This window comes from Variovorax sp. J2L1-78 (assembly GCF_030317205.1).
Taxonomy (GTDB): Bacteria; Pseudomonadota; Gammaproteobacteria; order Burkholderiales; family Burkholderiaceae_C; genus Variovorax; species Variovorax arabinosiphilus.
Genome location: NZ_JASZYB010000004.1, coordinates 566,280 through 586,357 on the forward strand (window position 1 = coordinate 566,280; position 20,078 = coordinate 586,357).

The following is a 20,078-nucleotide window of genomic DNA, read 5'->3' on the forward strand; positions in this document are numbered from 1 at the left end:
TCACACAACAAGGCGATTCATGTCAGTCACTGCTCCTCCCGTCGCGGGCGAAACGGCCGCGCCGCGCGCCTACACCACCGAAGAAAAGCGCCATCGCATCTTCGCCATCATGGCGGCCTCGTCCGGCAACCTGGTCGAGTGGTTCGACTTCTATGTGTATGCCTTCTCGGCGCTCTACTTCGCGCCGTCCTTCTTCCCCAAGTCCGACCCCACCGCGCAGTTGCTGAACACCGCCGGCGTGTTCGCGGCGGGCTTCCTGATGCGCCCCATCGGCGGCTGGCTGTTCGGCCGCATCGCCGACCGGATGGGCCGCAAGACTTCGCTGCTGATCTCGGTGGCGATGATGTGCGGCGGCTCGCTGGTCATCGCCTGCCTGCCGACCTACGCGCAGATCGGTGCGTGGGCGCCCTTCCTGCTGCTGGTGTGCCGCCTGTTCCAGGGCCTGTCGGTCGGCGGCGAGTACGGCACCACGGCCACGTACATGAGCGAGGTGGCGCTGCGCGGCCAGCGCGGCTTCTTCTCGTCCTTCCAGTACGTCACGCTGATCGGCGGCCAGCTCCTCGCGGTGCTGGTGATCGTGGTGATGGAGCAGTTCCTGTCCGAGGCCGAGCTGAAGGCCTGGGGCTGGCGCATTCCCTTCGCGATCGGCGCGGTCGCCGCCGTCGTCGCGCTGCTGCTGCGCCGCACGCTGCACGAGACGCAGACGGCCGAAGCCAAGGCCAACAAGGAAGCCGGCAGCATGGCCGGGCTCTTCAAGCACCACAAGGCGGCCTTCTTCACGGTGCTGGGCTACACCGCCGGCGGCTCGCTGATCTTCTACACCTTCACCACCTACATGCAGAAGTACCTGGTGAACACGGTGCACCTGCCGATCAAGACGACCAGCTATGTCATGACCGGCGCGCTGTTCGTCTACATGTGCATGCAGCCGGTGTTCGGCGCGCTGTCGGACCGCATCGGCCGCCGCAACAACATGCTGCTGTTCGGCGCGCTGGGCGCGCTGGCGACGGTGCCGATCCTCACCGGCCTGCAGCATGTGACGAACCCGGTGGCCGCCTTCCTGCTGATCATCCTGGCGCTGGCCATCGTCAGCTTCTACACCTCGATCAGCGGCATCGTGAAGGCCGAGATGTTCCCGCCCGAGGTGCGCGCGCTGGGTGTGGGCCTGGCCTATGCCGTTGCCAATGCGCTCTTCGGCGGCTCGGCCGAGTACGTGGCGCTGGGCCTCAAGTCGCTCGGCCACGAGTCGGCCTTCTACTGGTATGTGACGGCGATGATGGTCATCGCCTTCGCGGTGAGCTGGCGGCTGCCGCGGCAGGCCAGCTACCTGCACCACGACCATTGAAATAGAGTCCACCCCCGATGCGCCTGCGGCGCCTCCCCCTCCAGGGGGCGCACCCAGCGGCCTGGCAGAGCCAGTTCCGCGGGTGCCCTGGTCTCGGTCGTGCCGGTCTCATGCGATGCGGGTGGCGCAGCGACGTGGAAAGCCGAGAGGCGTGAACCCTTCAGCGTCCTGCGGCAGGTGTACGGGTCGCCAGTGGCGGCGGCGTGTAATCAGGGCGCAGGTGGCAACCCTTGCCGAAGGCGGCCTCGTATCGGACGCAGAGGTCGGCGACCTTCTGCGGCGTCGGCTTCTCACCGCGGTCGATCCAGTCGAGCAGTGAGGTCATCAGCGCCGGGTACTCCGCATCGCTCAGGTAGCTGTGCTGCGACTCGTCGCTGAAAGTCTGCACCAGCCGGTCCGAGGCGCCAGCCGCATCCACGATCCCGCGGTAAGCACTTTCCAGTTCGACGAAGGCTGTCGGGTCGTGAATGGCGTGCAGCGTGAGCACCGGCAGGCGCAGGCGGCCGGTCGGGCGGCTGTCGTTGCTCAGCATACCGACCGCCTGCGGGTCGGCCTCGTAGCGCAGCACGCCGGCGTTGAGCGCCGCATCGTCCGCCGAGCCGCTGTACACGACACGCGCATTGCCGAATGGGTTGCGGCCTTCGAGGCGCTTCTGCGTGAGGTCCTCGAACAACCAGGTCGCCCAGTCGAGGTGGGCCACCAGGGTGCGCTCGGGGATCTTCACCACCGACAGGATCGTCTTCAGCCGCGCCGCCTGCTCCGGGCTGCGCTGCGCCGCGGGCAGGCCGACGCCGGTGCATTCCTTGACGCGTTCGGCGAGCTGATGGCGCGTGAGCGCGGCGCTCGAAGGTAGGCCCATCCACAGGTGGTACTGCGGTTCGTCGGGCTTGGGATGGTTGCGGCAGACGTATTGGTAGACGACGCGCAGGTCGAGCCGGAACACGTAGGCGTCGACGCCACCGCCGAGCACGCCGTTGGTCAGCAGCACGCCGTCGTAGGCGGGCCGTTCGCCGGGCACCGGCCCATACAGTTCGGCCGCCTTGGACGCCACGCCGCCGCCATAGCTCTGGCCATGCAGCACGGTGCGCCGCGGCTGGCCGAAATGCGCGATGAAGAGCTTGCGCAGCCGTTCCGTGTCCTCGGCCGCCAGGGTCACGCCGTAGCCGCCGCGGCGGTAGGTGGAGCCGGCCCAGGCGTAGCCGGCCTTCACCATGACCGACCAGCGTGTCAGGTCCTCCGCGCCGCGCTGGAGCGTCGGCGCGCCCAGCGTGGGGCCACCGTGCGCGTGCACCACCAGCACGTCGCGCTGCCACTGCGCGGGGATGGCGATCCAGTAGAGCGCACCTTCGCCATCACGCCCGTTGTAGCAACGCGCGTCCGCCGGGACGGTGGGCGGACAGTCGGCCGGGCGCGGTGCGGTGTCTGCTGGCGCCGCCAGGGCGCTGGCCGGTCCGAGCGCCATCGTGGCCCAGAGGGCGAGATGCCGAAGGAACGACACGGGCAGAGACTCAGGCGCGCGGGGCGCCGCCGACCATGTGCTCGGTCTTCGCGTTGACCAGCACCTCGGGCTCGTCGGCCTCGACCCAGGTCTCGTTGTTCAGGCCGGCATGCAGGCGCTTCTCGTCGAGCTCGTCGGTCCATTTCGCGACCACCAGCGTCGCGACGCCGTTGCCGATCAGGTTGGTCAGCGCACGGGCTTCCGACATGAAGCGGTCGATGCCCAGGATCAGCGCCAGGCCCGCGACCGGCACGTGGCCGACGGCCGACAGCGTGGCCGCCAGCACGATGAAGCCGCTGCCGGTCACGCCCGCGGCGCCCTTGGATGTGAGCAGCAGCACCGCCAGCAGCGTGAGCTCCTGCGTGAGTGTCATGTCGGTGTTGGTGGCCTGCGCGATGAACACCGCCGCCATCGTCAGGTAGATCGAAGTGCCGTCGAGGTTGAAGGAGTAGCCGGTGGGAATCACCAGGCCCACCACCGTCTTCTTGGCGCCGAGGTTCTCCATCTTCTCCATCATGCGCGGCAGCACCGATTCCGACGACGAGGTGCCCAGCACGATCAGCAGTTCTTCCTTGATGTACTTGATGAACTTCCAGATGCTGAACCCATGGAAGCGCGCGATGAGCCCCAGCACCACGAAGATGAAGAGCAGGCAGGTCATGTAGAACACCGCCATCAGCTTGCCCAGCGAGAAGAGCGAACCGACGCCGTACTTGCCGATGGTGAAGGCCATCGCGCCGAAGGCGCCGATGGGCGCGAGCTTCATGACGTAGCCGACGATGGTGAAGAGCACGTGCGAGCCCTTCTCGATCACGTCGAACACCAGCGTGCCGCGGCCGCCGAACTTGTGCAGCGCGAAGCCGAAGAGCACCGCGATCAGCAGCACCTGCAGGATCTCTCCCTTGGCGAAGGCGTCGACGATGGTGTTGGGGATGACGTTCAGCAGGAAGTCGACCGTGCCCTGCATCTTGCCGGGGCCGGTGTAGGCGGCGATCGACTTGGTGTCGATGGTCGCGGGGTCGACGTTCATGCCGGCGCCCGGCTTGAGCAGGTTGACCAGCACCAGGCCGACCACCAGCGCGATGGAGCTGACGACCTCGAAATACAGCAGCGCGAGGCCGCCGGTCTTGCCGACCTTCTTCATGTCCTCCATGCCGGCGATGCCGACCACCACAGTGCAAAAGATGATCGGTGCGATCAGCATCTTGATCAGCTTGATGAAGCCGTCGCCCAGCGGCTTCATCGACTCGCCGACCTGCGGATAGAAGTGACCGAGGGTGACGCCGATGATCACGGCGACCACGACCTGGACGTAGAGCGATCGGTAGATCGGACGCTTGGAGGGTGTAGGCAATGTGGTTGTCATGGTCTCTGCCAGCGAGTTGTTTTCGAGGTGACGGCGAAGGCGCGGGGCGCATGCTACCGCCGTCTCGATGCGATGGGGCCGTGGCGGTGTAAGTGGGAGTACGTACGTAGTCACCCTCCGGTCAGCCACCGCCGTTCACGGGGCACGACATGGGCCGCCGCTGCCGGGCGAAAATCGCGGTGTGACCGCTTCTTCCCCGCCCGTGCGCCGCATCGCCCACCTCGACATGGATGCCTTCTATGCCTCCGTCGAGCTGCTGCGCTACCCGCAGCTCAAGGGCTTGCCGGTGGTCATCGGTGGCGGCCGGCGCAAGGTCGACGAGGCGATCCGCGACCTGCCCGAAGGCCGCACGCTGGCCGACATCCCGGTGGACGCCTTCCCGCGGCTGAAGGACTACGCCGGCCGCGGCGTGATCACCACCGCCACCTACCCGGCGCGGCAGTTCGGCGTCGGCTCGGCGATGGGGCTGATGAAGGCCGCCAAGCTCTGCCCGCAGGCCATCATCCTGCCGGTGGATTTCGACCAGTACCGCGCCTATTCGAGGCAGTTCAAGCAGATCATCCTGGACATCGCGCCGGTCATGCAGGACCGGGGCGTGGACGAGGTCTACATCGATTTCACCGAGGTGCCCGGCGGCCAGCGCGAAGGCGGGCGCGTGCTGGCGCGGCTGATCCAGAAATCGATCTTCGAGGCCACCGGACTCACCTGCTCCATCGGCGTGGCGCCCAACAAGCTGATCGCCAAGATGGCGAGCGAATTCGACAAGCCCAACGGCATCTCGATCGTGCACGAAGAGGACCTGCAGACGCGCATCTGGCCGTTGCCGGTGCGCAAGGTCAACGGCATCGGTCCCAAGGCCGATGCCAAGCTCGAGCGCTTCGGGCTGCGCACCGTGGGCGACATCGCCGCGCAGGACCGCGACTGGCTGATCGCGAACTTCGGCAAGGCGACGGGCGCGTGGATGCACGAGGTGTCGTGGGGCCGCGACGACCGGCCGGTGGTGACCGAGAGCGAGCCGGTGTCGATGAGCCGCGAGACCACCTTCGACCGCGACCTGCACGCGGTGCGCGATCGCGCCGAACTGGGGGCCATCTTCACGCACCTGTGCGAGAAGGTGGCCGAAGACCTGCAGCGCAAGGGCTATGTCGGCAAGACCATCGGCATCAAGCTGCGCTACGACGACTTCCGAATCGCCACGCGCGACCAGACCATCGACCGCTTCACCGCCGACGGCAAGGCCATCCGCCAGACGGCCGGCCAGTGCTTGAAGCGCGTGCCATTGGAACGGCCGCTGCGGCTGATCGGCGTGCGCGTGGGCGCGCTGGTGCGGGCCGACAGCGCGGAGGCCGCTGCGCCGGCGACGAGCGCCTCGCGCGCCCGCACGCCGCCGGACGCGGCGGCGCAGACGGCCTCGCTGTTTTGAGGCTCGGGGTGCGACGAGGCCTTGGCTGGATCGCGGGCAGCTTGCTCGCGCTGGTCACGCTGTTAGGCCTGTACGTCGGTGTCGCCGCCGCACTGATGCTGTGGCCCGCGAACGCCCGGGCACCGGCCGAGCCGCCGAGCATCGAGGCCTACGTCCTGAGCAACGGTGTGCACACCGACCTGGTCTTCCCGGTGCGCAGCGCGGCCATCGACTGGCGCGCGCTGTTCGACCCGCACGACGCGAAGGCGCCACCGCCCGAGGCCGAATTCGTCGCCGTCGGCTGGGGCGACCGCGATTTCTACCTGCACACGCCGACCTGGGCCGACCTCACGCTGCGCCGCGCCGTCGGCGCCCTGTTCGGGGCCAACGCATCGCTGCTGCACGTGACCTGGCTCACCCGCGTGCAACTGCGCCAGGGCGCCTACGCGATGCCGCTGTCGCAGCGGCAGTACCTGGCGCTGGTGGCCCATGTGCGCGGCAGCCTGCCGGGCGGCCGGACCATCGCCCTGCCCGGTGCGGGCTACGGGCCGGACGATGCCTTCTACGAGGCCAAGGGCAGCTACCACCTCTTCGAGACCTGCAACACCTGGACCGGCCGCGGCCTGCGCCGCGCGGGCGTTCCGGTGAGCCGCTGGACGCCCTTCTACTTCAACGTGGTGGGCCGGTTGCAGCCGGCCCACCCCTGATCGAACGCCTCAGCGTGGCAGCGGGGGCACGCCGCCCTGCCACTGCGGCCAATTGACGACGATGTGGTCGACCACGCGGGTGCCGACGCGCGCGATGTTCTCCACCGTCTCGGCGAAGCCGCCGGCCGTTTCGCCAGGTGCGGGGTCCAGGTGCGCCAGCGTGCTCTCGTTGGGATTGCCCTGGTCGAAGTTGACCGCGCCGCGCAGGCTCATCACCCGGTCGGTGCCGTGGGTGCGCTTGATGACCAGCGTGATCGCCGCGGCTTCCATCTCGGTGATGACGTAGTCGTCGGCACCGTAGAGCTTGGCGATGTACTGCGCCTGCTTCGACATGCCCGGGCCGTGGAAGAAGGTGTCGCCCGTCATGTGGGTGCCGGTGCCGACGAAGGGCGCACGGCGGGCAGCCGCATCGGGGTAGCGCAGGCGGTATTTGCGGGCGCTGTCGGAGTCCTTCAGCGGCGTATCGCCCGAGAGCTTCATGGCCCAGCCGACCAGCGCCGGGTTCAGCTGGAAGCGGCGGTAGTCCTCGTAGCCCTTGCGCGGCATGAAGGTCGGCTCGCCGGCCTTGTTCTCCTCGGGCGCCCAACGGTGGCCCAGGTCGTAGTCGACCAGCCAGGTCGCCCAGTTCACCTCGCCGATGGTGCCGCGCTGCGGTGGCGTGCCGGCCACGCCGGAGATCACGTAGTAGGCCTGCGAGAAGTCGAAGGCCGGGTTCAGCAGGATCGCCTGCATCGACGAGGACGAGTTCACCTTGCCCATGCCGAGCACGGCGCCGCACACGCCGTCGGTGTTGCAGTACACCGGCTGCAGCGCGCCAGGCACGGCGATGGGCGTGGCGCCCTTCCAGTAGCGCTCGTACCAGTGCTGGAACTCGCCGGCGCGGTCGCCGGTGTTCTGGCCGATCTCGAACATGGCGGCGACGAAGACCTTGACGCGGATGGGGGCGGTGGCGGCGGCCGGCGTCGCCGGGGCGACGGGCGCCGTCGAGGTGGCACAGCCGGCGGCCAGCACGGCCGTGAGGCCGAGCGCGAACCAGCGCGCGCGGAAGCGGGAAGCAATGGACATGAAGACGCTTTCAGGAAAAGGGATGGGTGCGGCGGTGGCCATGAGGACGCCACGCACTCGTGGAACTTGCGGCGTCCTACAGCCGGCCATCGGCCGCCCCTGCATTGTCGATGGGAGCTCCACACCGCACGCCATGCCCCGAACGAAAACACCGCGTCCCGCCCCGCTCGCCAACGGCCTGGTCTACGTCAACCCCGACATGCCGGGCCTGCGACGCTTTCGACAGGGCGAGCACTTCCGCTACAAGGACGCGACCGGCGCCTGGGTGCGCGACCCCGACGAGATCGCGCGCATCCGCAGCCTGGCGATTCCGCCGGCCTACACCGACGTCTGGATCTGCCCGCTGCCCAACGGCCATCTGCAGGCGACGGGCATCGACGCGCGCGGCCGCAAGCAGTACCGCTACCACCCCGACTGGCGGCTGCTGAAGGACGAAAGCAAATTCGAACGGCTGGAGGCCTTCGGTAGCGCACTGCCGCGCATTCGCGCGCGCGTCGCACGTGATCTCGGCAACGGGGGGGCGCGCGCGGCGCTCGGCCGCGAGCGCGTGCTGGCGACGCTGGTGCGCCTGCTCGACACGACCTTCCTGCGCGTGGGCAACGAGGAATACGCCAGCACCAACGGCTCGTACGGGCTCACCACCCTGCGCAACAAGCACGCGGCCGTGCGCGGTGCGTCGCTGAAGCTGCGCTTTCGCGGCAAGAGCGGCGTGATGCACGAGACCGAGGTGGACGACCCCCGCGTTGCGAAGGTGGTGCGCGCCTGCCAGCAACTGCCCGGCCAGGACCTCTTCCAGTACGAAGACGCGGACGGCACGCCGCGCCGCCTGTCATCGACCGACGTGAACGACTACCTGCGCGAGGCGGCCGGCGAGAACTTCACGGCCAAGGACTTCCGCACCTGGCACGGCACGGTGCAGGCGCTCGAGCTGACGCGCCTGGCCTGCGACAGCCGCGATACTGGAGACAGCGGGGACGGTGGCGGCGCCACGCCGTCGATGCGCTACAGCGCCAAGGAGATCATCGCCGCGGTGGCCAAGCAGCTGGGCAACACGCCGGCGGTCTGCAAGAAGGCCTACGTGCATCCGGCCGTGCTCGCCCTGGGAACCACGCTGGCCCAGGACGCGGGCACGATGACCGATGTGTGGCAGAGGATCGCCGGCCAGGCCAGGAGCGCGCGCCGGCTGTATGCGGCCGAGGCACGGCTGCTGGCGTTCCTGAAGGCGCACCGCAGGCAGCTGATGCGCGAATCGACGGCTACCGGGGCAACCGCGGCCCGGCGGCCGCGGCGCACTCAGCCCGGCGCCAGCGGCAAGCGCACCCTGTCGTGCTCGATGGTCAGCACATAGCCGAGGTCCTCGGCCAGCGACTGGAGCGCAATGGCATCGATGGCCAGCTTGCGTGGCGCGCGATGCGCGCCGGCCAGCGGGTCGGTGGCGTCGGGCGCACCCGCCACCACGCGCAGCACCAGGGCCCCCTCACCCTCCGCGGCCACGCTGATGGCCCCCACGTCGGGGGGCGTGTCGTGCAGGTAGCCCAGCGCACCGAGCATCAGGTAGCGCAGCGACGCCCCGGACGGCCACTTCGGCGCGTTCGGGTCGGCGTCGACGGTGAGGGCTTCGTCCACCTGCAGGCGAACACCGTGCAGGTCGAACGCGGCACGCATCAGGCCGACGCATTGCACCACCAGGCCGCGCCGGGTGATGCCCTCGTCGTCGGTGGCGAGCTCCCAGTCGCGCAGCGAGCGCACCGCGCTCACCAGTTCGGCGATCTGGTGGTCGATCAGCGCGACGCGCTCCTCGCACGCCGCCATATCGATGGTGGGCGCAGCGACCTGCCGCCTGAGCATCAACAGGCCCATGCGCATCACCGAGACCGGCGCGGCCATGTCGTGGCGCAGCGCGGGCAAGGCGCGCGTGAGCAACTCGTGGCGCACGCCAGCAGCGATCCAGCTGCGCGCACCGGGCGACGCCTTCATGAGGCGGCGGAGGATCGATGGCCAGCCCGCTCGAGGATGCGATCCAGGGCGTCGAAGTCGATCGGCTTCTGGAGGTGGTGGTCGAACAGCCCGGCCTCCGAAGCGCCAGCATCCTGCGACGAGAGCCCGGTCACCGCCACCAGCAGCGGCGGACGGGCGCTCGCGCGCAGGCGGCGCGCGACTTCGGTGCCGGGCAGGTCCGGCAGCGTGATGTCGACCAGCGCGACATCGAAAACCTCTCCGGCGCAGGCTTCGAGCGCCTGCATGCCGGAGTAGGTGCACCGGGCCGTGTGGTCCTGCAGGGAGAGCAGTTCCTGCAGCAGATCAGCGGCTGCTTCGTTGTCGTCGACGATCAACACGTTCACGTTCGGAGGTCCCTGGACACAAAGGTGACGAGTATCGAGGGGCCGGGCGCCGAGCGATGTAGGCGCAAGCCTACTGTCGCGCGGTTCGTGTGTTGGCAGGCAGGGCCTGCGGCCAGCTGGCGCGGAAGGGGTTGATGTCCAGGCCGCCGCGGCGGGTGTAGCGCGCGTACACGCTGAGCTGGGTGGGCCGGCACTGCCGCCAGATGTCCCAGAACATGCGCTCGGCGCAGGGTTCGTGGAATTCGTTGTGGTTGCGGAAGCTCACGATGTAGGCCAGCAGACCGGCCTGGTCGATGGGCGGCCCGCTGTAGCGCACCTGCACGCTGCCCCAGTCGGGCTGGCCGGTGACCAGGCAATTGCTCTTGAGCAGGCGGCTGGTGAGCGTTTCCTCGACCGGCGGCAGGCTCGCATCGCTGCGCAGCAGCTCGGGGGCCGGCTGGTAGTGCGTGCATTCGATGTCGAGACGGTCGAGGTCCAGCCCTTCCAGTTCCTGCACCGCCTCACGCGCGAAGGCCTGCGGCGCCAGCAGCTTCACCCCGATGCCGCCGCTGCGCTCGCTGCCGCGCCAGGCGGCTTCGGCCAGGTCGGCCTTCAGGCGTTCGCGGACGGCGTCGGCATCGGCGAAGACGCTGCTGTTGAAGCTGTTGAGGTAGAGCTTGAAGGACTTGCTCTCGATGATGTTGGGCGTCTCGCAGGGCACGGTGAAGTGCGCCACCGCGACCTGCGGCTTGCCGCGCGGGTTGAGCCAGCTCAGCTCGAACGCCGTCCAGAGGTCGGCGCCGAAGAAGGGCAAGGCGCCGTCGGCGATGCCGAGGGCGGCGCGCTGGGTGGCACGGGCGATGGGAAACAGGAGGGTCGGGTCGTACTGGTCGGCGTAGGCCGACGCGCGGCCCAGTTGCGACTGTTCGGGGGTGTTGTCGAGGCTCATCGGGGTGGTTCTACGCGGTACGGGACTTTTCCGCCGCTTTCAGGAAAGGAACCATCTGCGGCAGCAGGATTTCGGTGAGCTGCGGCGTCAGGTCGTGGCCCATGCCGGGAATGGCAACGAACTGCGCGCCGGCGATGCGGCGCACCGTGTCCTGCCCGCAGGCGATGGGCACCAGCGGATCGACATCGCCGTGCATCACCAGCGTGGGGCTGGTGATGCGCGCCAGCAGCTTCACGCGGCCGGTGTCGGCCGCCACGGCGGCGATCTGGCGCATCAGGCCCTGGGGCCGGTAGGCGCGGCGCATGGCAAGGGTGAGCCGTTCGCGCAGCGCGGCTTCGTCCGGCGGGTAGAACGGTCCGGCGATGAGCCGCACCAGACGCATGCTGTGCGCCACCAGCGACGCCTCGTCGCGCTTCGCGGGCCGCCGCATCATCAGCGCGACCACGTCTCTGCGCGGGCCGGGCAGGCCGCGCGCGCCGCTGGAGCTCATCAGGCTCACCAGGCTGGTGACGCGTTCCGGCACGGTGGCGGCGACGCGCTGGGCGATCATGCCGCCCATCGAGGCGCCCAGGACATGCGCCCGGCGGATGCCCAGGGCGTCGAGCACGCCGATCGCGTCGTTCGCCATGTCCTGCAGCCCGTAGGCCGACTGCACCGGCAGCCCGAAGCGGTAACGCAGGCCCTGCCAGAGCAGGTTGCGGGTGCCGGCCTCGTCCAGCTGCGTGCTCAAGCCTGCGTCGCGGTTGTCGAAGCGCACCACGCGGAAGCCGGCGCGGACCAGCCCCTTCACGAAGTTGTCCGGCCAGGCGATGAGCTGCATGTTCAGGCCCATGATGAGCAGCACCACGGGCCGGCCTGCGCCACCCGTGTCCTCGACCTCGATCTCGATGCCGTTGGCCTGGACCTTCATCGGCGCGTCATGTGAACTCGCGCTCGCGCAGCCATTTGGTCGCCACCCATTTCTCGCCGGCCAGCACCGGCGCGCCGCCATGCAGCGTGCGCGTGCCCGGGTCGGGCCGCTCGTAGCTGAAGAAGACGGCGGTGCCGCGCTTGGGCGCGACCTCCAGGCCGATGTCGGGGAAGACCGTGGCACCACCGCGCTCGGGCTCCTGCAGGTACATCACCAGCGTGCCCACGCGCTGGCCGCCGCGCCGCAGGATGGTCGGCGTGCCGGGCTCGGCGGGGTCGAAGTAGTCGTAGTGCGGGCGGTACTGCGCACCGGGCGCGTAGCGCAGCACCTGCAGGCCTTCGCCGAAGGTCAGCGGCCAGCGCAACAGGTGCGCGATGCGCTGTTCGATGCGGGCGACGAGCTCGTTCTCGCCACGCTCGAAGAACATGCCGTCGCTGGTGCGGTCGACGTTGAGGGTTTCGCCGCCGGTCTGCGTCTCGACGGTGAGCGATCGGGCCAGTCGCTTGGCCGCTGCGGCGACCAGCGCCTCGCATTCGTCGTCGGCCAGCAGGTCACCGAAGACCACGACGCGGGGGTGCGTGACCGTGTGCAGCACGTGCACCCGGCGGTCGCCCGCATCCAGGTAGAGCGGCGCGCCGTCGAGGTCGGGGCCGGGCATCGGGCGGGCCTGCTTCGGCAAGGCCGGCAACGTGGGCGAGCCCACGCCCCGTTCGATGTCCGCCAGGGCCGCGTCGCTCGCGGCGTCCTGCCAGCCGGCGGCGCGCATCGACTGGCGCAGCGCTGCCACGGAATGCCCCGCCGCGAGTTGCGACACGAGCCAGCTGCGCAGTTCGGGGGTCACCGGTTGCGTCATTGCGTTCTCCTTCGAAACACCAGCCTTTCCGGCAGCGAAGCCGCTGCATCGAAGGCATACCCTTCCAGGTCGAACTTCTCCAGCGCCTTGGGGGTGGCCGCCTTGTGCAGCACGGCCCAGCGGGCCATCAGGCCGCGGGCGCGCTTGGCGAAGAAGCTGATGATCTTGTACTGGCCGGCCTTCCATTCCTGGAAGACGCATTCGACCACGCGCGCCTTGAGCACTTCCTGGTCGACCGCCTTGAAGTACTCCTGCGAGGCGAGATTGATCACCACCGGTGTGCGGTCGGCCGCCAGGCGCTGGTTGAGGTGGTCGGCGATGCGCGTGCCCCAGAAGGCGTACAGGTCCTTGCCGTGGGGGTTGGCCAGCGGCGTGCCCATCTCCAGGCGGTAGGGCTGCAGGCGGTCGAGGGGGCGCAGCACGCCGTACAGACCGCTGAGGATGCAGACGTGATCCTGCGCCCATGCGAGCTGCGGGGCGGTCATCGACTTGGCGTCGAGCCCGCCGTACACGTCGCCGTCGAAAGCCAGCGCGGCCTGGCGTGCGTTCTTCGCGGTGCCCCTGGGCGACCAGGCCGCATAGCGGGTGAAATTGAGGGTCGACAGCTTGTCCGAGAGGTGCATCAGCTCGGCGATCTGCTGCGGCGACTTCTGGCGCATCAGCGCGATCAGTTCGGCGGCCGGCCCCTTGGTGCCTTCGAACACGGGCTGGGTGGCGGGCAGGTCGGCGGGGAGCGGGCTGTCGTAGTCGAGCGACTTGGCGGGCGAGAGCAGGAAGAGCATGGGCTGCAATTATGGGTGTGACCTGTGGCAGGCCCGGCCGTGTCCCGGCGGCCCCGGGTCGCCCGGCTAAAATTGAAGGCTTCCCATCCTGTCCGCAGCGGTACCCGCGAGGTGCCGTTCGCCCTTCCGAAGCACGCCATGAGCGAACCCATCTCCCAGCCCGGCCTCGAGAGCCTGTCCAAATCCTTCGAACCCGCCGCCATCGAGGCGCACTGGGGCCCGGAGTGGGAACAGCGCGGCTACGCCAAGGCCGGCTACCGCGGCACCCAGCAGCCCAAGGAGGGCGCCGATGCCTTCGCCATCCAGCTGCCGCCGCCCAACGTGACCGGCACGCTGCACATGGGCCATGCGTTCAACCAGACGATCATGGACAGCCTCACGCGCTACCACCGCATGAAGGGCGACAACACGCTGTGGGTGCCGGGCACCGACCATGCCGGCATCGCCACGCAGATCGTGGTGGAGCGCCAACTGCAGGAACAGAAGATCAGCCGCCACGACATGGGCCCGACGCCCGCCGAGGCACGCAAGAACTTCGTCGCCAAGGTGTGGGAGTGGAAGGAGAAGTCCGGCAACACCATCACCGGCCAGATGCGCCGCATGGGCGACACGGTCGACTGGAGCCGTGAGTACTTCACGATGGACGACGACCTCTCGGCCGTCGTCACCGACACCTTCGTCAAGCTCTACGACGAAGGCCTCATCTACCGCGGCAAGCGCCTGGGCAACTGGGACCCGGTGCTCAAGACCTCGGTGAGCGACCTGGAAGTCGAGAGCGAGGAAGAAGACGGCTCGCTCTGGCACATCGCCTACCCCCTCGAAGACGGCAGCGGGACGCTGGTGGTGGCCACGACCCGCCCCGAGACCATGCTGGGCGACACGGCCGTGATGGTCCACCCGGAAGACGAGCGCTACCAGCACCTGGTCGGCAAGAACGTGAAGCTGCCGCTGGTGGACCGCCTGATCCCGATCATCGCGGACGACTACGTCGACAAGGCCTTCGGCACCGGCGTCGTGAAGGTCACGCCCGCCCACGACTACAACGACTACGCCGTCGGCCAGCGCCACCAGCTGCCGATGATCGGCGTGCTGACGCTCGACGCGACCATCAACGACAACGCGCCCGAGAAATACCGCGGCATGGACCGCTTCGTGGCGCGCAAGGCGATCGTCGCCGACCTCGACGCGCTCGGCCTGCTGGTCGAGGTGAAGAAGCACAAGCTCATGGTGCCGCGCTGCGCCCGCAGCGGCGCCGTGGTCGAGCCGATGCTGACCGACCAGTGGTATGTGGCCATGACCAAGGCCGGCGCCGACGGCAGCTCGATTGCCCAGAAGGCCATCGACGTGGTGAAGTCGGGCGAGGTGCGCTTCGTGCCCGAGAACTGGGTCAACACCTACAACCACTGGATGGAAAACATCCAGGACTGGACCATCTCGCGCCAGCTCTGGTGGGGCCACCAGATCCCGGCCTGGTACGACGAGGACGGCAATGCCTATGTCGCGCACGACGAGGCCGAGGCGCAGGCCAAGGCACCGGGCAAGAAGCTGCGCCGCGACGAGGACGTGCTCGACACCTGGTACTCGGCGGCCCTGGTGCCCTTCTCGTCCCTCGGCTGGCCCGAGAAGACCGACGACCTGGCGCGCTACCTGCCCTCCTCGGTGCTCGTCACCGGCTACGACATCATTTTCTTCTGGGTCGCCCGGATGATCATGATGACCAAGCACTTCACCGGCAAGGTGCCGTTCAAGGACGTCTACATCCACGGCCTGGTGCGCGACGCGCAGGGCAAGAAGATGAGCAAGTCCGAGGGCAACGTGCTCGACCCGGTCGACCTGATCGACGGCATCGCGTTGCCCGAGCTGCTCGACAAGCGCACCCAGGGCCTGCGCAAGCCCGAGACCGCACCACAGGTGCGCAAGAACACGCAGAAGGAATTCCCGGACGGCATCCCGGCCTTCGGCGCCGATGCGCTGCGCTTCACCTTCGCATCGCTCGCCTCGCTGGGCCGCAGCATCAACTTCGACAGCAAGCGCTGCGAGGGCTACCGCAACTTCTGCAACAAGCTCTGGAACGCGACGCGCTTCGTGCTGATGAACTGCGAAGGCCAGGACTGCGGGCTGATGGAACACACCAAGGCCGAATGCGCGCCGGGTGGCCCGGCCCACGGCTACCTGCAGTTCAGCCAGGCCGACCGCTGGATCACGTCGCGCCTGCAGCGCGTCGAGGCCGACGTCGCCAAGGGCTTCGAGGACTACCGCCTCGACAACGTCGCCACGGCGATCTACCAGTTCGCCTGGGATGAGTTCTGCGACTGGTATCTGGAAATCGCCAAGGTGCAGATCCAGACCGGTACCGATGCGCAGCAGCGCGCCACCCGCCGCACGCTGATCCGCACGCTGGAGACGCTGCTGCGCCTGGCGCACCCGGTGATCCCGTTCATCACGGAAGAACTCTGGCAGAAGGTCGCCCCGGTGGCGGGGCGCGCCGGCGCATCGGTCATGGTCGCGGCCTACCCGAAGAGCCAGCCGGAGAAGATCGACGAGGCCGCCGAAGCCCACGTGGCGCGTCTGAAGGCCCTGGTCGACGCCTGCCGTACGCTGCGCGGCGAAATGAACGTGTCGCCGGCGACGCGCCTGCCGCTGTATGCGGTGGCGGACGAGGCCGCCGACAGCGCCTTCCTGGGCGAGGCGGCACCGGTGTTGCAGGCGCTGGCCAAACTCAAGGAAGTGCGCGTGTTCGACGACGAAGCGACGTGGGCGGCTGCGGCCGAAGCGGCCCCGATGGCGGTGGTCGGCGGCTCACGCCTGTGCCTGCACATGGAAATCGACAAGGGCGCGGAAAAAGTCCGAATCGGCAAGGAGATTGCCCGAATCGAGGGTGAGATAACAAAGGTTAACGGCAAGCTCGGCAACGAGGCTTTCGTGGCCAAGGCCCCGCCTGCCGTGATCGCCCAGGAACGTCAGCGGCTGGCGGATTTCACCGCGTTGGCCGCGCGCCTGGCCGATCAGCTTATGCGCCTCGGCTGACACACCGGGGCCCCGGGATCCACGTACCATTCCGTATTCACTTTTTCCTTCATCCATGTCCAATACCACGCGCATCCGCAAAGCCGTTTTCCCCGTGGCCGGTTTCGGCACCCGCTTCCTGCCGGCCACCAAGGCCCAGCCCAAGGAAATGCTGCCGGTGGTGGACAAGCCGCTGATCCAGTACGCCGTCGAGGAAGCCTATGCCGCGGGCATCCGCGACATGATCTTCGTCACCGGCCGCAACAAGCGCGCCATCGAAGACCACTACGACACCGCCTACGAACTGGAAAGCCAGCTCGAGGCCAGCGGCAAGAGCGCGCTGCTGAACATCGCGCGCTCGGTGATGCCGGACGACATGACCGTTTCCTACGTGCGCCAGCCGCGCATGCTGGGCCTGGGCCACGCGGTGCTGTGCGCCGAGCACCTGGTGGGCAACGAGCCCTTCGCCGTGCTGCTGGCCGACGACCTGATGGTCGGCCCGGTCGATGGTCAGCCGGTGATGGCCCAGATGACCGCCGCCTTCGCCCAACTGGGCCGCTCGCTGCTGGCGGTGCAGGAAGTGCCGCTGGACCAGGTCAAGCGCTACGGCATCGTGGCCGGCGACACCATCGACGAAGGCCTGGTCAAGGTCAACAAGATGGTCGAGAAGCCGTCGCCCGAACAGGCCCCGTCGCGCCTGGGCGTGGCCGGCCGCTACGTGCTCACGCCGGGCGTGTTCGCCGAGATCCGCAACCAGCCCAAGGGCGCCGGTGGCGAGATCCAGCTGACCGACGGCATCGCCGCGCTGATGAAGAAGGAAGCCGTCTACGCCTATGCCTACAAGGGCACGCGCTACGACTGCGGCAGCAAGGAAGGCTTCCTGCAGGCGACGGTCGAACTGGCCCTGGCCCACCCCGAGGTGGGCGGCCAGTTCCGCGAGTACCTCAAGACCCTGGCGCTCTGAGCGCGGCGCCGAGCGAGGCGTCGGCCAGCGGCAACACGAACCGGGCCACTTCCTGGTCGGTGATCGGCGTGAGTGACAGGCCGAAACCGGCATGGAGACTCGACACCAGGGACTGCGCCCACAACGCGTTGTAGGCGAGGCCCGAATGGTGGTCCTCCATGATCGCGTGGTTCGGGCCGTCTCCGGCGGTGTTCGTCACGCGCAGCGTCCCCCCGATGGTGACGGTCTTGTAGACTGGCGTGCCGTCGGGCGGGCGTGATCCCCAGCGCGCCAGGACCCAGGCCTGGTCGTCGAAAAACAGGGTGTTCGGCTGCGCGTCGGCCAGCTGCCGCAGGGCCCCGTTGAGGCGGCCGAGCGCCTTCTCGATGTTCCCGAACTCGAGTCCGTTCTGCCAGCGATCGAAGTACAGCGGGTCGGACGCCTCGTTCACCACCCCCACCACCACGACGCGCGTGGCCGGGTGCGAGGCGTGGATGAGACGGATCGCGTCGCCGACGTACTTCACACAGCCATCGATCACCGGCTGCAGTTCCGGCGCGTTCGGGTCCTTGGCCTGCAGGTCCATGAACTGCGACCACTCGCCCAGCCCGGTACGGATCACCACCACGCCCCGGCGCCAGCGCTCAGGCTCACGGTCCATCAGTGCGACCAGGCGTGGCGCCTGCCGGAACTTGCCTTCCATCAGCTCCTTGCAGCCCATGGCCGAGAAGGCGAAGTTGTAGAGGTAGTCTTCCTTGCGCGGCGCGCGGCCGACCGGGAGGTGGAGCAGGTCGAGCAGCCGGACCATCACGCCCGAGCGGCCCCAGGTCACCCACGGGCCGACATCGATCTCATCGCCGCGCAGCCGCGCCAGCACCTCGACCCAGTTGAACGTGCGCTCCTGGTTGATGCCGCCGCGCTGGCCCGACTCGACCGAGAAGTTCAGTCGGTCCTGGTAGGCATGGCTGTTCGAATCGCCCATGACCGCCAGCGGAATGGCCTTGGGGGGAACCACCCGGTCGGCCACGGCATCGGGCACGCCGTTGTCCCACAGCATCAGGGCCGCGGCGGCCGCGAGGCCGAGAACGATGAAGGCGACCTGCACGACCATTCTCATGGGCGGGCCTCGGCCACCGACCACCGGGTCGGCAGCGATGGAAAGAGGGGCCGGCTCACGGGGGTGTCACCGGCGCCGCAGGACGTGGATGTACTCCGTGCCGACGGTCTGCTGCTCGACCAGGTCATTGCCGGTCTGGCGGGCGAAGGCCTGGAAGTCGCGCAGCGAGCCGGCGTCGGTCGACACCACCCGCAGCAACTGGCCGCTTTGCATGTCGTTGAGCGAGCGCTTCGCCTTGAGGATCGGCAACGGGCAATTGAGGCCGCGCGTGTCGAGTTCTTGGTGGATGTGCATGGCGTTCCCAATCAGCGGAAAGAAGGATCAAGAGGTCGAGGGCGCCGGACGCGGCCACTCGACGAATTCGGGCACATGGCCACGGCCGCGCAGCCAATCCGCCAATGCATAGCCCGTGCCCGCGGGCCAGCACTTGAGCGCCGGCAGGTCGTACAGGCGGTAATCGACCAGTTCGGGCGACAGAGCCACCTCGCCATCCGCCACCACGTGGTACGCGATGATCACCTGGTTCATGCGCTGGAAGTCGTAGACGCCCACGAGGTTCACCTCGCTCGCATCGAGGTTCGTCTCCTCCTTCACCTCGCGTGCGATGCCGCCCTGTGGTGTCTCGCCCGCCTCCATGAAGCCGGTGATGAGCGCATACATCTGGTGCTGCCAGGCGGCGTTGCGCGCCAGCAGGACCTGCCCGCGGTATTCGACGATGGCCGCCAACACCGGGGTCGGGTTGTTCCAGTGCGTCCAGTCGCAGGCGGGGCACCGCAGGCGCGTTGTCGCGCCGCTGTCTTCGACGCGTTCGATGTGCGCAAGCGGCGTCGCGCAGGCCGGGCAGTAGGTGGGCTGGAACACGGTCGTGGTCAGACGGGAGACATCAGGCGGGTGAGCTCAGGCGGGGAAGACGCCGGTGGAAAGGTAGCGGTCGCCGCGGTCGCACACCACGAAGACGATGGTCGCGTTCTCGACCGTCCTGGCGATCTCCAGGGCCGCCCACAGCGCGCCGGCTGCCGAGATGCCGCCGAAGATGCCTTCCTCGCGCGCGAGACGCCGCGCCATCTCCTCGGCGTTGTCCTGGCTGACGTTCACCACCTGGTCGACCCGGCTCGGATCGTAGATCTTGGGCAGGTATTCCTGCGGCCACTTGCGGATGCCCGGGATGCGCGAGCCCTCTTCGGGCTGCGCGCCGACGATCTGGATCGCCGGGTTCTTTTCCTTCAGGAAGCGCGAGACGCCGGTGATCGTGCCCGTGGTGCCCATGGCGCTCACGAAGTGGGTGACCTTACCCTGCGTGTCGGCCCATATCTCGGGCCCGGTCGTCTCGTAGTGGATGCGCGGGTTGTCGGGGTTGGCGAACTGGTCGAGCACCCGGCCCTTGCCCTGCACGACCATCTGGTCGGCCAGGTCGCGGGCGTACTCCATGCCGCCGCTCTTGGGCGTGAGCACGAGTTCGGCGCCGAAGGCCTTCATGGTCTGGGCGCGCTCGACGGACAGGTCCTCCGGCATGATCAACACCATGCGGTAGCCCTTGATGGCCGCGGCCATCGCCAGCGCGATGCCCGTGTTGCCGGAGGTGGCCTCGATCAGCGTGTCGCCGGGCTTGATCTCGCCGCGCTCCTCGGCGCGCTTGATCATCGAGAGGGCCGGACGGTCCTTCACCGAACCCGCCGGGTTGTTGCCCTCGAGCTTGCCGAGGATCACATTGCCGCGCTGTGCATTCTCGGTCGCGTCGATGCGCTGCAGGGCGACGAGCGGCGTCTTGCCGATCGCGTCTTCGATGGTCGGGTACTTCATGCCGGCACTGTGCC

General features: G+C 68.5%; 19 protein-coding genes. 6 read left to right on the plus strand and 13 right to left on the minus strand.

Annotation, left to right across the window (positions count from 1 at the left end):
- Positions 1 to 19: 19 nt before the first annotated feature.
- Complete coding sequence (locus QTH86_RS25355) at positions 20 to 1,345, plus strand: MFS family transporter (RefSeq protein ID WP_286648937.1); 1,326 nt, start codon at positions 20 to 22, stop codon at positions 1,343 to 1,345.
- Positions 1,346 to 1,505: 160 nt separating this feature from the next.
- On the opposite strand, the gene QTH86_RS25360 is transcribed toward QTH86_RS25355, so the two are convergent.
- Together QTH86_RS25360 and QTH86_RS25365 are read right to left on the minus strand one after the other, a co-directional pair.
- Positions 1,506 to 2,807 carry an alpha/beta hydrolase family protein gene (locus QTH86_RS25360; protein WP_444814112.1) on the minus strand — a complete coding sequence of 434 codons (1,302 nt, stop codon included), beginning with the start codon at positions 2,805 to 2,807 and terminating at the stop codon, positions 1,506 to 1,508.
- Between the two features lie 46 nt (positions 2,808 to 2,853).
- Complete coding sequence (locus QTH86_RS25365; RefSeq protein ID WP_286648939.1) at positions 2,854 to 4,209, minus strand: dicarboxylate/amino acid:cation symporter; 1,356 nt, start codon at positions 4,207 to 4,209, stop codon at positions 2,854 to 2,856.
- 226 nt (positions 4,210 to 4,435) lie between these two features.
- On the opposite strand from QTH86_RS25365, the gene dinB reads away from it, so the two are divergent.
- Complete coding sequence (gene dinB / locus QTH86_RS25370; RefSeq protein ID WP_286649126.1) at positions 4,436 to 5,632, plus strand: DNA polymerase IV; 1,197 nt, start codon at positions 4,436 to 4,438, stop codon at positions 5,630 to 5,632.
- An 8-nt stretch (positions 5,633 to 5,640) separates the two neighbouring features.
- The gene (locus tag QTH86_RS25375; protein WP_286648940.1) at positions 5,641 to 6,318 is read left to right on the plus strand and encodes a TIGR02117 family protein; all 678 of its coding nucleotides are present in this window, start codon (positions 5,641 to 5,643) and stop codon (positions 6,316 to 6,318) included.
- Positions 6,319 to 6,327: 9 nt separating this feature from the next.
- Here QTH86_RS25375 and QTH86_RS25380 read toward each other — a convergent pair whose 3' ends face one another.
- A complete protein-coding gene (locus QTH86_RS25380; RefSeq protein WP_286648941.1) occupies positions 6,328 to 7,383 on the minus strand; it encodes a purine-nucleoside phosphorylase in 1,056 nt (351 codons plus the stop codon).
- 133 nt (positions 7,384 to 7,516) lie between these two features.
- Between QTH86_RS25380 and QTH86_RS25385 the strand changes: the two genes are divergently transcribed.
- Positions 7,517 to 8,731 carry a DNA topoisomerase IB gene (locus QTH86_RS25385; protein ID WP_286648942.1) on the plus strand — a complete coding sequence of 405 codons (1,215 nt, stop codon included), beginning with the start codon at positions 7,517 to 7,519 and terminating at the stop codon, positions 8,729 to 8,731.
- Here QTH86_RS25385 and QTH86_RS25390 read toward each other — a convergent pair.
- The 6 genes from QTH86_RS25390 to yaaA form a co-directional block, all read right to left on the minus strand.
- Positions 8,677 to 9,360, minus strand: a complete 684-nt coding sequence (locus tag QTH86_RS25390; RefSeq protein ID WP_286648943.1) for a hypothetical protein — start codon at positions 9,358 to 9,360, stop codon at positions 8,677 to 8,679. The two genes, QTH86_RS25385 and QTH86_RS25390, sit on opposite strands and share 55 nt — an antisense overlap.
- A complete protein-coding gene (locus QTH86_RS25395) occupies positions 9,357 to 9,725 on the minus strand; it encodes a response regulator (RefSeq protein WP_286648944.1) in 369 nt (122 codons plus the stop codon). The genes QTH86_RS25390 and QTH86_RS25395 overlap by 4 nt, the downstream gene beginning before the upstream one ends.
- 70 nt (positions 9,726 to 9,795) lie before the next feature.
- Positions 9,796 to 10,653, minus strand: a complete 858-nt coding sequence (queF, locus tag QTH86_RS25400) for an NADPH-dependent 7-cyano-7-deazaguanine reductase QueF (protein ID WP_286648945.1) — start codon at positions 10,651 to 10,653, stop codon at positions 9,796 to 9,798.
- Between the two features lie 10 nt (positions 10,654 to 10,663).
- Entirely contained in the window at positions 10,664 to 11,563 is a 900-nt protein-coding gene (locus QTH86_RS25405; protein ID WP_286648946.1) for an alpha/beta fold hydrolase, read from the minus strand.
- Positions 11,564 to 11,570: 7 nt separating this feature from the next.
- Complete coding sequence (locus QTH86_RS25410; RefSeq protein WP_286648947.1) at positions 11,571 to 12,416, minus strand: 2OG-Fe(II) oxygenase; 846 nt, start codon at positions 12,414 to 12,416, stop codon at positions 11,571 to 11,573.
- Entirely contained in the window at positions 12,413 to 13,198 is a 786-nt protein-coding gene (gene yaaA / locus QTH86_RS25415; RefSeq protein ID WP_286648948.1) for a peroxide stress protein YaaA, read from the minus strand. The genes QTH86_RS25410 and yaaA overlap by 4 nt, the downstream gene beginning before the upstream one ends.
- A 138-nt stretch (positions 13,199 to 13,336) precedes the next feature.
- Here yaaA and QTH86_RS25420 point away from each other — a divergent pair, with 138 nt between their 5' ends.
- On the plus strand, positions 13,337 to 16,225 hold the full coding sequence (locus tag QTH86_RS25420; RefSeq protein WP_286648949.1) for a valine--tRNA ligase: 2,889 nt from the start codon (positions 13,337 to 13,339) through the stop codon (positions 16,223 to 16,225).
- 55 nt (positions 16,226 to 16,280) lie between these two features.
- The gene (gene galU / locus QTH86_RS25425; RefSeq protein WP_286648950.1) at positions 16,281 to 17,168 is read left to right on the plus strand and encodes a UTP--glucose-1-phosphate uridylyltransferase GalU; all 888 of its coding nucleotides are present in this window, start codon (positions 16,281 to 16,283) and stop codon (positions 17,166 to 17,168) included.
- On the opposite strand, the gene QTH86_RS25430 is transcribed toward galU, so the two are convergent.
- The 4 genes from QTH86_RS25430 to cysM all read right to left on the minus strand — a co-directional run bounded on the left by QTH86_RS25430 (position 17,149) and on the right by cysM (position 20,064).
- Entirely contained in the window at positions 17,149 to 18,264 is a 1,116-nt protein-coding gene (locus tag QTH86_RS25430) for an SGNH/GDSL hydrolase family protein (protein WP_286648951.1), read from the minus strand. The two genes, galU and QTH86_RS25430, sit on opposite strands and share 20 nt — an antisense overlap.
- 66 nt (positions 18,265 to 18,330) lie before the next feature.
- Positions 18,331 to 18,558, minus strand: coding sequence for a sulfurtransferase TusA family protein (locus QTH86_RS25435; protein WP_286648952.1), 228 nt, complete (start codon positions 18,556 to 18,558; stop codon positions 18,331 to 18,333).
- A 27-nt stretch (positions 18,559 to 18,585) separates the two neighbouring features.
- A complete protein-coding gene (locus QTH86_RS25440) occupies positions 18,586 to 19,125 on the minus strand; it encodes an NUDIX domain-containing protein (protein ID WP_286648953.1) in 540 nt (179 codons plus the stop codon).
- Positions 19,126 to 19,161: 36 nt separating this feature from the next.
- Positions 19,162 to 20,064, minus strand: a complete 903-nt coding sequence (gene cysM / locus QTH86_RS25445) for a cysteine synthase CysM (protein WP_286648954.1) — start codon at positions 20,062 to 20,064, stop codon at positions 19,162 to 19,164.
- Positions 20,065 to 20,078: the final 14 nt, after the last annotated feature.